At 53.5% G+C, this 12,634-nt stretch carries 14 protein-coding genes; 2 read left to right on the top strand and 12 right to left on the bottom strand.

Translation table 11 applies throughout. The annotated features are described in order from the left end of the window. On the bottom strand, positions 1-1,416 hold a 1,416-nt coding region (locus tag VMT71_16775), incomplete at its 3' end, for a hypothetical protein (protein ID HVN25625.1). A gap of 589 nt (positions 1,417-2,005) precedes the next feature. Here VMT71_16775 and ftsH point away from each other — a divergent pair. Together ftsH and VMT71_16765 are read left to right on the top strand one after the other, a co-directional pair. Further along, positions 2,006-3,949, top strand: a complete 1,944-nt coding sequence (ftsH, locus tag VMT71_16770; GenBank protein HVN25624.1) for an ATP-dependent zinc metalloprotease FtsH — start codon at positions 2,006-2,008, stop codon at positions 3,947-3,949. A 40-nt stretch (positions 3,950-3,989) separates the two neighbouring features. Next, entirely contained in the window at positions 3,990-4,214 is a 225-nt protein-coding gene (locus tag VMT71_16765) for a hypothetical protein (GenBank protein HVN25623.1), read from the top strand. A 255-nt stretch (positions 4,215-4,469) separates the two neighbouring features. Here VMT71_16765 and VMT71_16760 read toward each other — a convergent pair whose 3' ends face one another. The 11 genes from VMT71_16760 to VMT71_16710 all read right to left on the bottom strand — a co-directional run bounded on the left by VMT71_16760 (position 4,470) and on the right by VMT71_16710 (position 12,273). Next, positions 4,470-5,984, bottom strand: coding sequence for a sigma-70 family RNA polymerase sigma factor (locus tag VMT71_16760; protein HVN25622.1), 1,515 nt, complete (start codon positions 5,982-5,984; stop codon positions 4,470-4,472). 135 nt (positions 5,985-6,119) lie between these two features. Further along, a complete protein-coding gene (locus VMT71_16755) occupies positions 6,120-6,320 on the bottom strand; it encodes a cold-shock protein (protein ID HVN25621.1) in 201 nt (66 codons plus the stop codon). Positions 6,321-6,702: 382 nt separating this feature from the next. Continuing rightward, the gene (locus tag VMT71_16750; GenBank protein ID HVN25620.1) at positions 6,703-7,020 is read right to left on the bottom strand and encodes a transposase; all 318 of its coding nucleotides are present in this window, start codon (positions 7,018-7,020) and stop codon (positions 6,703-6,705) included. Between the two features lie 28 nt (positions 7,021-7,048). After that, positions 7,049-8,302 carry a diguanylate cyclase gene (locus VMT71_16745; protein HVN25619.1) on the bottom strand — a complete coding sequence of 418 codons (1,254 nt, stop codon included), beginning with the start codon at positions 8,300-8,302 and terminating at the stop codon, positions 7,049-7,051. A 305-nt stretch (positions 8,303-8,607) separates the two neighbouring features. Next, positions 8,608-8,859, bottom strand: coding sequence for a YheU family protein (locus tag VMT71_16740; protein HVN25618.1), 252 nt, complete (start codon positions 8,857-8,859; stop codon positions 8,608-8,610). Positions 8,860-8,986: 127 nt separating this feature from the next. Continuing rightward, positions 8,987-9,259, bottom strand: coding sequence for a hypothetical protein (locus VMT71_16735; GenBank protein ID HVN25617.1), 273 nt, complete (start codon positions 9,257-9,259; stop codon positions 8,987-8,989). A gap of 136 nt (positions 9,260-9,395) precedes the next feature. Then, positions 9,396-9,572, bottom strand: a complete 177-nt coding sequence (locus VMT71_16730; GenBank protein HVN25616.1) for a hypothetical protein — start codon at positions 9,570-9,572, stop codon at positions 9,396-9,398. Positions 9,573-9,581: 9 nt separating this feature from the next. After that, complete coding sequence (locus VMT71_16725; GenBank protein ID HVN25615.1) at positions 9,582-9,785, bottom strand: cold-shock protein; 204 nt, start codon at positions 9,783-9,785, stop codon at positions 9,582-9,584. 78 nt (positions 9,786-9,863) lie between these two features. Continuing rightward, positions 9,864-10,082: a PC4/YdbC family ssDNA-binding protein gene (locus tag VMT71_16720; protein HVN25614.1), complete on the bottom strand. Its 219-nt coding sequence runs from the start codon at positions 10,080-10,082 to the stop codon at positions 9,864-9,866. Between the two features lie 127 nt (positions 10,083-10,209). After that, a complete protein-coding gene (locus VMT71_16715; protein HVN25613.1) occupies positions 10,210-10,521 on the bottom strand; it encodes a hypothetical protein in 312 nt (103 codons plus the stop codon). Between the two features lie 342 nt (positions 10,522-10,863). Continuing rightward, positions 10,864-12,273 carry a hypothetical protein gene (locus VMT71_16710; GenBank protein HVN25612.1) on the bottom strand — a complete coding sequence of 470 codons (1,410 nt, stop codon included), beginning with the start codon at positions 12,271-12,273 and terminating at the stop codon, positions 10,864-10,866. Positions 12,274-12,634 lie beyond the last annotated feature (361 nt).

Here is a 12,634-nt window from a genome sequence, read left to right as displayed (position 1 = left end):
TTCGCAAAAATCGATTCGCGGCAGCACGTGCGGCTCGATCAGTAACGTCGCCAGCCAGTTCACCACCGCCACTGCCATCTGACTTGCGCAAAGCAATGAGAGGAGAGCGGTTAGCGCGAGCAGCCAATCATGTAACCGGTTACCCTGCGTATATGCCAATAAGCTCCCGGTGAAAGTCAGCGTAATCAGCGTGATCGTACCGAGATAGAGGAGCAAAGGAAACCGACGGCTCATTCTCCGAAGCGCTCCAGAGGCTGATTGGCGCATCTGTACCATTCGTTCGAGCTGCGGTAATCCCTTGTCGATGAGATAGAACCCAACATGTGCTGCTCGATCGGCACTGCCTTTCGCGGCTGCGCCCTCCCTGGCCAGCTGGACCGCCTTGCCAGCCACCTCATTTTCCGATAGTATACTGGCTTTCGCTATCTTCTCCACGACATGACGGTATCTATCGCGAGTCGTAAAATCCATTGTGCCGTAGACGCCGCCAGGATCCTCGCACAAGGTCTGCTCGACAACGCTCATCGTCTCGACGAAATCTCGCCAGTCCATCGCCCCCAGAAATCGGAGGCTGCCTATACTGTTGCTCATGGAAGCCTGATCTGCGGCCAGTTGTTGGCTCTCCGACCGCACCAACTGCTCAATCGTGAGACCGGACTCAAAGAGCCGCTGCTCGATCCACGTGAGCGGCAATGCCAAAGCAGGACCTTGGCCCTGCAAACGGCGCGCGAGCTCCGCCACAAAGGAACTCACCATCGGCGGGTTCGAGCGCGCCATATCTGCGATCACCAGAATCAGGCTTTTCGGGTCTTTCTCTGCAATCCGGGTCATCTCGTCTGCCCAGTAGTCGGCGCGGTTTCGGTCAATCCTGTCGGCGGCGATCCTAGCGCCAACGCGTCTGAGATTCTCGATGAGTGCCAGGCGCAGCATGATAGGGATTGCCCACAACTCACCTAGCTTTAGACCGGTCACCGTCTGGTAGGCTGCCACGAAACTGCTGAGGCTTTCCGGATCCACACGTCCGTCACCGTGCGAGATCGTCTCCAGAGCGATGTCATACACGCGCGGCAGACCGGCCGATGGTCCGTTCAGCAATCGCGGTAGTTCCCGGCTGTACCCCTTCGGAAGATGTCGTCTGGCCGTGTGAATTTGTTCTTCGATCAGATAGAAGTTGTCGAGAAGCCATTCTCCGGCCGGCGCAATCCGGCGATTTGCCTTGACCGCAGCGGTCAGCAGATCGCAGGCTTCAATCAGGATTTCTTCATTCTCAGCCAGCCGCGTCAGAAGCTGGTCGGGAGCTTCTCCCAGACCTACTTTGTGCGAGGCCGCCAGCGCCCGGCCATGCTCCTTCATCTGCTCGGTGCTAAAGAGTTCCGATCGCAGCGGCGGCTCGGCAGGGGCGTATTTTTGTGCCATGGTGTTTCTGCGACGACTCGCCCACGAAAGAGGCAGGTGTGCGATAATAGTTTTGATGCTCGCCCTCAAACTTGAGGTCTCCTTCTTAGAAGCTATGCCTCAACGATTCGGTCCCCAGACAGCGCAGCGGCTTTTCAGCGTGCGCAGGGTCAAGGCTTGAAATACATATTTTTCCTCGTGCTGCACGAGCCAGTTAAGGTAGCCCAGAGGGAGAAAAGAAAGGAATGAAAAAACCCAATAGCGCTGGCGGAGTTAAAGTCAGACCGCTGTACTATAACTTTTTGATCTAATCCGCGTTACAGTTTACTCACAAAGAGGCCGTTAAAGCAACCCAAAACAATAGGCTGGCTCGAGACGCGGCGCGAGGCAAAGCACGAGAAGCGTGAAGTATGAGCGATGAAAGCCACTATCAGAGGGTATCCGATGAGGTCCATCCTTTGGCCGGACACTCTGTATTGCGCAAAGGACGATTTATGAAGTACACCAAGTGTGGTACCATGATAATCGAGTACTGCTTAGCTTTTCTGATCTCGAAACGGGAGAGCGTCACCATCCAATCATTTTTTGATAACGTATGAGGGAGGTAATTATGCCATCCAATGAACAAAAAGCGCCGATGGAAGCGTTAAAAGAGAAAGTCCGTTCTCTTTTTGGTCCCCGCGACGCCAGGAGGAAGAAGGATGGTCTGCCCCCCAAAACTCATTTCAGCATCTGGTATTTCCTGATCGCTTTTCTTCTGATTGTCTATCTGCAGCAGTACTTTTTTTCTCCTAAAGTCGAGACGATTCCCTATAGCAAATTCAAACAAGAGCTAGCGCAGGGCAATGTTGATAGGTTGACCATCGGCCCGGAGAATATCACCGGAACACTGAAAGACAAAGAGAAGAAAGCGGGCCAGCAGTTCACGACAATTCGCGTGGACGATCCCAATCTGGTCAAAGACTTGGATGAACACAAGATTGATTATTCCGGACACTATGAGAGCAAGTTCATGAGCAGCATCCTTTCCTGGATCCTTCCCATCGCCATTATGATCCTGATCTGGCGCTATGCCATGAAAAAGATGGGGCCGGGGATGGGGGTTATGTCATTCGCCAAGAGCAAGGCCAAGCTGTTTGCGGAGACTGAGACGAAGGTGACATTCGCCGATGTCGCGGGCATCGATGAGGCAAAAGGGGAGCTCCAGGAAGTTGTCGAGTTTCTGAAGAGCCCGGAGAAATTTCAAAAGCTTGGAGGGAGGATCCCCAAGGGTGTGCTTCTGGTCGGGGCCCCGGGGACGGGTAAGACCCTTCTGGCCAAGGCTGTGGCCGGGGAAGCAAGAGTGCCTTTCTTCAGCATCAGCGGCTCTGAGTTCGTGGAGATGTTCGTGGGCGTGGGCGCATCCCGTGTGCGTGATCTCTTTTCTCAGGCCACGGGCCAAGCCCCCTGCATCATCTTCATTGACGAGCTCGACGCACTGGGAAAAGCCAGGGGCATAAATGTTTTTGGCGGCAATGACGAACGGGAGCAGACACTCAACCAGCTCCTGGTTGAGATGGATGGTTTCGAATCGAACAAAGGCGTCATTATCATGGCCGCCACCAACAGGCCCGAAATCCTCGATCCTGCGCTTCTGCGTCCAGGTAGGTTTGATCGGCAGGTTGTAATAGACCGCCCGGATATAAACGGGCGGGAAGCAATCCTGAAAATCCACTCTCGGAATGTCCTCCTGGGCCCTGACGTCGATCTCCATAAGATTGCAGCGCTCACCCCGGGCTTTGTCGGGGCCGACCTTGCGAACCTCGTCAACGAGGCAGCCCTGCTCGCCGGCCGGAAAGAAAAAGAGACAGTGGACTCGGCGGAGTTCGATGAGGCCATCGACCGGGTGGTGGGCGGACTGGAGAAAAAGAACCGGGTGATGAATCTGAAGGAGAAGGAGATTGTTGCGTTTCATGAGTCAGGGCATGCAATTGTGGCTGAATCGGTGAAGTACGCCGACCCGGTGCACAAGGTTTCGATTATCCCCCGGGGAATTGCGGCCCTGGGCTATACCCAACAGAGGCCGACTGAAGATCGCTACCTGATGACGCACGCTGAGTTACTGGACCGGCTGGCCGTTCTTTTGGGGGGTAGAGTGGCGGAGGAACTGGTTTTCGGAGAAATCTCCACGGGCGCTCAGAATGATTTGCAGCGGGCAACAGACATTGCGCGCTCCATGGTCACGGAATATGGCATGAGCGATCTTCTGGGGCCGGTGAGCTACGAGCGCCCCCGTCAGTCGATGTTCGTTCCGGAAAGTTACACTCCCGGTAAAACCTACAGTGAAACCAAGGCCGCCCAGATTGACGAGGAAATATCCCGCGTGATGGAGCAAGCCCAGGAAAGGGTTCAGAAAATCCTCTCGGAACGGCGTAAAGTCTTGGATGATCTGGCCCATCTCCTCACAGAGAAGGAGATCGTACAAGGGGAAGATCTCCGAAAGATGTTGTCCGAATCCGCGAGGGAAGTGGCAGCCGTGTCGCCCGAGCAGCCGTCTCGCCTTCGCCGGTCTTGATTCCACCATCCACCAATCGGGTAAGCACGAGGCCATGAGCATGATATCAAGACGGGGCAATCGACATTTGAGAAGAATCATTTGCAACATGACGTTCTGCGTAGTGCGCTACGTCGGCCCCTTCAGAGACTACTTCTTCCAGGGGGAAAGGGAAGGCTTACCTTTTAGGAAGGCTCTGCTGACCACGGCACATAAACTCGTAAGAACGATGTTCCCGATGCTCACGAACAGGACGTACCATCAGCTAGAAGCGCACGCGGTGTAGAAAATGAAAAAAATCGTGGACTGCAAATCTGGAATCTCGGCGTTCGTTCAGCACTGAAGATTGCCAAGAAAGAGAGAGCACGTCGAATGGAATAAGACAGCCGAGACATAGCGGAGGCCACTACGTCAAGGTAGTTGCGCTAACCCTGCTTCTTGGAGATCCTCCCTCAGAAAAAAGTATGAAAGAAGATTGGTATGAAAATGGGAGACCCCAGGATACCTTCGGCGTCCTGGGGTCTTGATCGGCGAACTGGTCTTATTCGACAAAGCTCTCCAGCCGCTTCCGCCGGGACGGATGTTTCAGCTTTCTGAGCGCCTTTGCTTCTATCTGCCTGATGCGCTCGCGCGTGAGCCCGAAAACGTCCCCTACCTCTTCCAGGGTGTACTCTGTCTTCTCGCCTATCCCCAACCGCATCCTGATGATCTTCTCTTCTCTCGGGGTCAGGGTAGAGAGCACTTTATCTATCTCTTCCTTGCACGAAGTGCCAACCAGCTCCTCGAAAGGAGATGGGGATTTCGGGTCGGCGAGAAAATCGCCCAATTGTAAGTCATCGTCCCCAATCGGAGCCTGTATCGATGTGGGTTCGTTGGAGACCTCCATGATCTTGCGCACTTTTTCCAGAGGCAGTCCGGCCTTGTGCGATATCTCTTCCGGGGTGGGTTTCCTGCCCAGTTCCTGGTAGAGCGGGGTGGTCGCTCTCGTAATCTTGTTCATCGTTTCGAGTACGTGGACCGGGACCCTGATGGTCCGCGCATAATCTGCAATCGCGCGGGTAATTGCCTGCCGGACCCACCAGGTGGAATAGGTGGAGAACTTGAAGCCTTTCTGATAATCATACTTCTCTGCGGCCTTCATCAGACCCATGTTGCCTTCCTGGATAAGATCGAGAAAGGAGAGCCCTCTGTTGAGATACTTCTTCGCGATAGTAATGACCAGTCTCAGGTTACCCTTGATAAGCCTATTTCTTACCATGTTCAAGTCTCGCTCGATCCGCTCCATCTCCGCCAGGTTCGCTTTGGTGATCTTGCCCTCTGGATCCTCCATGAACTTCATGCGTTCCATGATTCTGCGGGTGATCTCTTCAAGCACTTTTTTACGGAGGTTCAGGTTTGCCGAAGTCTCCTCCATTTTTCCCTCGAGTGCTTTCTTCTTCTTTTCGAGCTGCTTCTTTGTGAAGGGGTCAGCCTTGCGCATCTCTTTTTCTAGCTGAAGCCTTTTTTCGAACTGCCTCTTCAAGGCGCCGATGAGGGCGACCGTCTTCTTCTTATAATCTTCTTCGGCTTTTTTGGTATAATTCATTTCATCGATGTTTTTCAGCACATCAATGATATGTATGGTGCCTTTTTTAACCTGCGTTGACAGTTCCTGCAATTCAGCTATGGCTTGAGGCAGCTCAAAAAGCAAACCTCTGATCTTGCTTTCTCCGACCTCGATCCGCTTGGCAATATCGTATTCGTCTTCCGAGGTGAGGAGCGAGACCTTTCCCATGTGCTTGAGGTAGACCCAGATTATATTGTCAGTATTTTCGGCCGGAAACCGTTCTGTCTCTTCCCACTCCCTCTGCCCTTCCTCGGGGGTCTCAATTGTTTCCTTCATGGTATCGACAACATCGATGTTCGATTCGGAGAGAAGATCGAAGATGTCCTCTACGTCTTCAGGGGAGGAGATGTTTTGGGGCGGAAAATCGTTACTCTCGTCGGGGGTGCGGTACTCTTTCTCCATCCCAACGTCGATGAGGGTCGTAGCCTGGTCGTAGTTCTTTATGGTCATGCGGTCTCCTCCGATATGTAAAATGCCCTGCCTTACCGCAAGGCGCATCATTAAAAGAGGGCGATGAAGCGGGTCGCGTGGAGAGAAAAAAGGCCTCGACGAATCGAGGCCTCTCTCGTGTGCCCGTCGTTCGGCTTAGACTGCTGCGACGTTTGTCGCGCGGAGTCCTTTCGGACCCTTGTCTACGTCAAAAGTAACCGCCTGACCCTCAGACAACGTCTTGAAGCCGTTGGCCTGGATCGCGGTGTGATGAACGAAAACATCTTCGCCGTCCTCTCTGGCGATGAACCCGAATCCCTTGGATTCATTAAACCATTTAACTGTTCCTTTTGCCATACCCAACACCTCCTCTCTTCTCAACAGTAGAAGTAACGAGGTCCCTGGGGGACAAAAAAGCCGCAAAGACAAAGTCTTTGCGGCCGCATGTACGACAAAAACGTTCGTCAACTTCGAGTATGATTATCCCATATTGTAGCTAGAAAGTCAAGTCAGTCGGGTCCCCGGAATCCACCACCTAATTCTCCCGCGTCTGCCCCGCGCCTTCAAGTAAATCTTTTTGATCAGAGTGTGCACTTTCCGGGTATCGAGAAAGCCTAATCACCTTTGATTCTCTATGGAGACACAATCGTAGCCTGTTCTGCGGCCTAGTTTTGGGTGCACCTCTCCCTGGGGGTCCTTTATCGGTGCACGCGTTGTCCTGAGGCTCTTTTGCATCGCATTACCCTGACAGCAGGGGAACAGGATCCATAATCCGCTGCCGCGTATCGAGAAGTACCTTCAAGGAGGGATGGCTCCTGGCGAGCCGGATCACCAGTTCCCGTGCATGCTCGACAATGCGTCCGGGCAGGCTGATCAGAGAGAACCTCATCGCCTTCAGTCTTTTCGTTTTCCACGATTCTCCAAGGGCCAGCTGCTTCGTCGCTGCATGGAGGTTGAAGGCGAGGATCATGATCCACCACCAGGCGGCATTCTCCCCGAAGTCAGCAGAAGGAAGCTTAGGAAGATGGCTTGAACGTTCGCGTCTCCTTGCCCTAATCCGGCAGAGTCGTCATAGTCAGATACGTTTAACGCTCTTTGGTTCGCTTCAGTCTATACATCAATCTATCTGCGTCCGCCATGAGTTCATCAAGGGAAGAGGGATGTTCAGGGTCAGACCGTGCGACACCTGTGCTTAGCGAGAGCCTGCGATTTCCGGTCCTGAGCTGGTTACAAGCATCAAGGGCGTTCTGCAGGCGATCCATGAGGACCGCTCCTGTTTCATCAGTGATATTCATGGCGAGGACTGCAAACTCGTCTCCTCCCACGCGACCGATGATATCTGATTTCCTGAAAGTCTCTTCGAGGACAGCGGCAATATCAACAAGTGCATTATCGCCTTCCTGATGGCCCGATATGTCGTTAATCTGTTTCAAGTCGTCAACGTCGGCAAAAAAGAGCAGTACCTTCTGCTTTGTCCGTTCTGCTATTTTCAGCTGTTGCTGCGCAAGGGCAAAAAAGCCACGCCGATTATACAGACACGTGAGATCGTCAAGGAAGGATATGCTGTGGAGCTTCTCCTCTAGCAGTTTGCGTTCCGTGATGTCGCGGATGTTGCATTGGATGACCTTGTGATCATTAATCAAGTAAACATTGCTGACAAATTCCACGGCGATACCCCGTCCGTCTTTTGTCTTGAGTGGAAGGTTTTCGTAGCGGACGTACCCTGTACGCTGCAGCTCCTTAAAGGCCGCTTTGCTTGCCTCGATGTCTTTGACCGCCCCGAGCTCCCATAGTCTTCTTCCCAGGATTTCTTCACGAGCGTAGCCCAGCATCGTTACCAGAAATGGGTTCACGTCATCTATCTCTCCCGTAGCGGCATCAAGGATGAGGATGCCGTCCCGGGCCGTCTCAAAAAGTCTCCGGTAACGAACCTCGGAAGCCTGAAGCGCTTCCTGTGCCCGCTTGATGCGCTCCATGGCCTGGACCCGAGCAAGAAGTTCCTTGTTGGGAATAGGCTTGATTGTGTAGCCATCTGCGCCAACATTGAGCCCTTCTGCCTGGGAGTCGGATGAGACCTGGGCTCCAGATACGAGAATCACAAATGTGCCGCGCGTCTCCTGGTCGGTCTTGATCCGTCTGCAGACCTCAAGGCCGGCTATATCGGGAAGAACCATGTCCACCAAGACTATATCAGGATGGTGGGTTCGTACGGCCTCAAGACATTCGCTACCAGTTGAGGCTTCCAAGGCCTCGTAGCCCGCTCTTCTGAGGAGCTGGGTTGTGAGCGAGAGGATCCCAAGGTCAGCGTCAGCGATGAGTACTTTGGTAGGTTCACTCATTCTTACTCTCTTCGCGAGTCACTTGTGAGCCCATCTTCCGAAACTGCCACGTAAAGCAGTAATATAATATACGAGACCTTTCCTGTCTTAGGCAAGGAGGGAGTCAATAAATTGGAGCGACACCACTGCTCTCGCCAGGGGTGCCGGTGTGCATTACGGGATCAATGCGCAAGCTCGCGTGCAAATCAGCTTTCACGATTGCGGGAAGGACTAAATGAGAGAGGCAAATACCAGGTGCTGCTCATTTGAATGCTCTCTGCGTGACATGGATGTCGGCAAGATCCGGGATGAGTATTGTTCCCCGATCACTCGGTTAACGCCTTAATCCCTCTCAAGACAGGGTTATCAGCTAGGAACATATTGGTCGTTTCCGTCTGGTCATCAAAGATAAGAACTGCCAATCCTGTTTCCAGTCTGTGCCTTACCTGTCTGAACTTTGTTTCAGGCGAAACCTCTATTTCACCATAATCAGTGCCCTGTCTTGAGACAAATTCCTGAATAACGCCTTGCAAGGCTTCATGGCTGAGTCTATGGATTGGAATTACGTGGATAGACATTTGTTGCACCTGTCCTTCGTGTAGCCGAACAGGCCGATCAATTTCTTGTTAATGACGCCTCTCCGGCATTATCGATTGAAGGCTTTCGCCTTCGCGGGCTGGTCTCTTGTTTTGGCGACTGGAATCCCTAAGAGACGGGCGGTTTCTTCACGACGCGTTTGCGAGCCTTCGACGCTGCAACTTTCGTCGCCAGTTTGACGAGGAGCCTGGTCAGACGGCCGACAGCGATTTCCTGGACATCGTTGTCGGCCATTGCCGTGAGCTTCGTCAGCAATTCAGTTGTCTCGTCGAGCCTGGTCTTCGCCCCGGCCATTGTTTTCCGTTCGATAAGCGTTGCGATCTCCTCGGCGAGAAACTCGATCCGCTGCCTCACCTCGATAAACTCCGCTACATTGTTCATTTGTTATTCCTTTGGTTGGTGACTGCCGTTGAAGTACAGACGTCTTGCTACCCTCAGGTGCCCGAGATCCCGAAGACCTAATCGTCACAATTTCACATGGTCGACCAGCGCCATTTTTGTTCTCGTTCGCGGTAGGTCATGCCGTTGTCTCCAGACGCACCCTTACCGCGACAATAAGCTGTTCGAGACATTTCTGGTTCAGTTGCAGCAAAAAGCCCAAGTCTGTACGAGAGCCGAGAAGCCTCGTGAGAATCTCAAGGAGCTTCTCTTTCGCGACGCCTCCGGTTTCCGACACGCCCACGATTTGTGTCACGGTCTCTGTTCAGCCCTTCTTCCGCACGTTTCCCGCGGCCGGCCCCTTTTGCCCCTTCACGATGTCGAACTCGACCCTGTCGCCCTCCGACAAGGACTTAAAGCCCGAACCCTGAATGGCACTGTGGTGCACAAAAATATCGCCGCTGCCATCCTGCGTGATAAACCCGAAACCTTTCGAATCGTTGAACCACTTCACTGTCCCTTCCGCCATGTGCCCGACTCCTTTCTTTTTATTCAAATACTGCGCGGATGATCAAGCCCATTTGATGCCTGTTTCACCGCACCGATCTCAGTTTTTCTCGGCCACTCTTATTTTCGCCTCTTTGAGTAGCTCGACGGCCTGGTCTATCTGATCCTCCGATAGGGAAATGCCGGCCGGTGTCGCCACCAGTTCACCGTCATCGCTCGTATGATGGACCCGAACATCGATCAGTTTCGCCTTCTTGCCGTCCCGTATCGTGACCAGTATCTTTTCTCTTGCCCTTACATCGATCTTTCCTACAAGCATGCCTCCTCCTTTTGTCGCAACCCGCTAGGGTACTTTTCAGGCCGCCTGGGCCAGGGCACTTCTCACTGTCTCGGCCGGGGCGTCCATGGATATCGGCTTCAATGCAAACCAGCGGATACCCGTCTGTTTACTCATCCTTCTCTCCCTTGTCGTGTACGAGGGCTGGTCGCCCTTTCGGCACGATAGATAGTGCTCTCCGCTGCAGTGACTGATAGAAATCGATCGAGCTCGTGTCTATCACCTTTGTCTTGTGGAGCTCGTATTGTCCTTCAGCCATTGCGTCCAGCCTTATGGCACAGTGAATGACGATACGGGTGCCGGCCTCTCCGGCATCGATCTTCGGCAGGTCGGATTCTTTCACGTTGCAGATGAAAGCGCCCTCATCGGTGCTCAACTGCATGACCACCATTCGGGGCTGTACGGGCATACGATTGATCATAATCCTCCTTAGTCTGCAAAATTGCGTCTTATCCCGTCGAACGTATAAACTACTTTCGCGGACTGCTCATCTGAGGGTAGCGAGAATACCCTTCTCAAGAAAGGCAATTACATGGAGGCCGGTGAGACCTGTGTGTCTTGTGGCCTACTTTACAGAAATCATTCCCGGTATGCCTAGGAATGGCTCAATCGGGAGACCGGAGAGTTCAGGAGAGTGCCGTTTCCGGCCGGGGCTGACGTATCGCCGATTGTCGATACACCGAACTTTAGTTTACCATCCCGATGAAGATTAAGCAAACAGGACGTGATTTAGCCACAGAAAAGCAAGGTTCCGGGATGGGTTTCAGTAACTGTCCGTCCAGCGGCCTTGGCTTTTGAAATACTCCTCGATCCTCGCGAGGCGCTCGCTCAGTTGTGCGTCCCCCTGGCACCGGGTATCTCGATGCCTCTGAATGGACCGGCAGGCGGTCTTCACCACGTAGTTGAAATTGTTTTCATGACCGAAGTAGCACTTACGGAAGAGCGGATCCAGATAAAAGAAGGTGAGGACTCCATCGGTATCTTCCCTGAGACAACTGTTAATAATCTCTATGTAAGAATCACTGATCGCCCTCTCATCTCCGGTAAGGTTTTTTGTCGCGAATGACCCCACATAGTCCACCACGTGCCTTCCCACGACAATCCGGGGATACGCCGCGACACTTGCTTCAAGCCTGTAGGCTCGCGCGATTGCTTGGCCATAAAGGTCGCCCCCGCTCAGCTCGGCGCATATGCCCGCTTCTATGGCTCCCCTGAAGAAAACCCCCTCCGCGAGCTGGGTCAGCATGAGCAGGCCGAGCTGGCGTAACAGACCGTACAGGGTTATAAGCGGCCGATGGCCCCTCTGTCCTGCAAGGTTGATCTTCAAGAGCCCGAGGTCGGTGAAGAACTGCACGCCTATTGCGGGCTCAATGCTCCTCCTTCCGACGAGCCGCAGTTGCCTGGAATCGAGCTTTTCCTTGACTATCTCCGGAACCGCGTGTGCCTTGTGCAGCGGACGGTTGAGGACCGTGATTCGCTCCCTGAAGCGCTCGACCGTCCCGAAGGTGGCCCGGGTCAGGCGGCTGAACGTCCGTTTGTCCTTTCCCGTTTTTGGGATCCCTGCAAATTCATCGAGCTTGTCTCCCTGGCCAAGTAGGTCGACCAGCGCCACGATATAGAAGCTGCCCGAGCTTTTCCTTGTGTGCTTCGGCCGTTGGTCCTTGCCCTGTTCTACGTTGGGCCAATAGTATCGTTCCTCGCCCGTCACCTCTCTGACTACCGTGCAGAAGTTCGGCATATCGGGATTCTCCTCCTCGTGCGTCAACAGAGCCTCAAGGATCAGCAGTCCCTCCAAAGGGCCGTCGTACTTGTCGACCCGGAACTGCTGGGAGTGCCACATAAATTCCCATCGCGTCTTTCTTGTAGGGTCGCGCCGGAGGTCGCTGCGTTTTTTGAACGTCTCAAAGCGGCACTCGCCGATCTCTTCGTTTCTCTTGAAACCGATTGCCGGCTTTGAGGTCAGATACTTCTCCACCAGGTAGTACCGCACCTCACCCTGAGAGTACTCGGCCCGCACACGGCGGTCCAGATTCACGTCCCGCGACAACAGGAACGTCTCTTCGATCAGCGTTTCCCGGTGATCGGGCAGCATTGAAAGGTTAATGTCCGAAATCAGGAATTTTCTCTCGATTTCTATGAAGTTGTCGGGCACTACTCTTGGTTCTTGTTTCACAAGAGCTCTCCTCTTGATACGCGGGAGGTATTGCCGGCGAATAAACGTTGTTCTTGTCTCGTTAAATCTTGCGAACGATCAGGGTCCAGTGGCAACCGGAAGACAAACCTCTCAAGGGCGTCACGATCTGTGCGGTCAACGAGCCTTCCCTTTAATACTGCCTGAAACCGACTCGTCAGGACGAGACCTTCACGTCGTGTTTGATGATGATTTCTTCGTGCATTCCGACCTCTGCCGCTGCAACGGGAATGAAAACGTCCGAAGGAACAGGGAGAGGGTCTGGATCTCGGGCGCCGCCCAATCTTCGCCAACGGCCATTATGCTGCCCCTATAAACGCGCTCTTCACTGTTTCTAGATGCG

It is taken from the genome of Syntrophorhabdales bacterium, from assembly GCA_035541455.1.
Classification (GTDB): domain Bacteria; phylum Desulfobacterota; class Syntrophorhabdia; order Syntrophorhabdales; family WCHB1-27; genus JADGQN01.
This window is presented reverse-complemented; position numbering and strand designations above follow the sequence as displayed.

Bases quoted from the DNA above. Each gene is read 5' to 3' on its own strand.
- ftsH (HVN25624.1), top strand. From the start codon at position 2,006: ATGCCATCCAATGAACAAAAAGCGCCGATGGAAGCGTTAAAAGAGAAA.
- VMT71_16765 (HVN25623.1), top strand. From the start codon at position 3,990: ATGATATCAAGACGGGGCAATCGACATTTGAGAAGAATCATTTGCAAC.
- VMT71_16760 (HVN25622.1), bottom strand. From the start codon at position 5,984: ATGACCATAAAGAACTACGACCAGGCTACGACCCTCATCGACGTTGGG.
- VMT71_16755 (HVN25621.1), bottom strand. From the start codon at position 6,320: ATGGCAAAAGGAACAGTTAAATGGTTTAATGAATCCAAGGGATTCGGG.
- VMT71_16745 (HVN25619.1), bottom strand. From the start codon at position 8,302: ATGAGTGAACCTACCAAAGTACTCATCGCTGACGCTGACCTTGGGATC.
- VMT71_16740 (HVN25618.1), bottom strand. From the start codon at position 8,859: ATGTCTATCCACGTAATTCCAATCCATAGACTCAGCCATGAAGCCTTG.
- VMT71_16735 (HVN25617.1), bottom strand. From the start codon at position 9,259: ATGAACAATGTAGCGGAGTTTATCGAGGTGAGGCAGCGGATCGAGTTT.
- VMT71_16725 (HVN25615.1), bottom strand. From the start codon at position 9,785: ATGGCGGAAGGGACAGTGAAGTGGTTCAACGATTCGAAAGGTTTCGGG.
- VMT71_16720 (HVN25614.1), bottom strand. From the start codon at position 10,082: ATGCTTGTAGGAAAGATCGATGTAAGGGCAAGAGAAAAGATACTGGTC.
- VMT71_16715 (HVN25613.1), bottom strand. From the start codon at position 10,521: ATGATCAATCGTATGCCCGTACAGCCCCGAATGGTGGTCATGCAGTTG.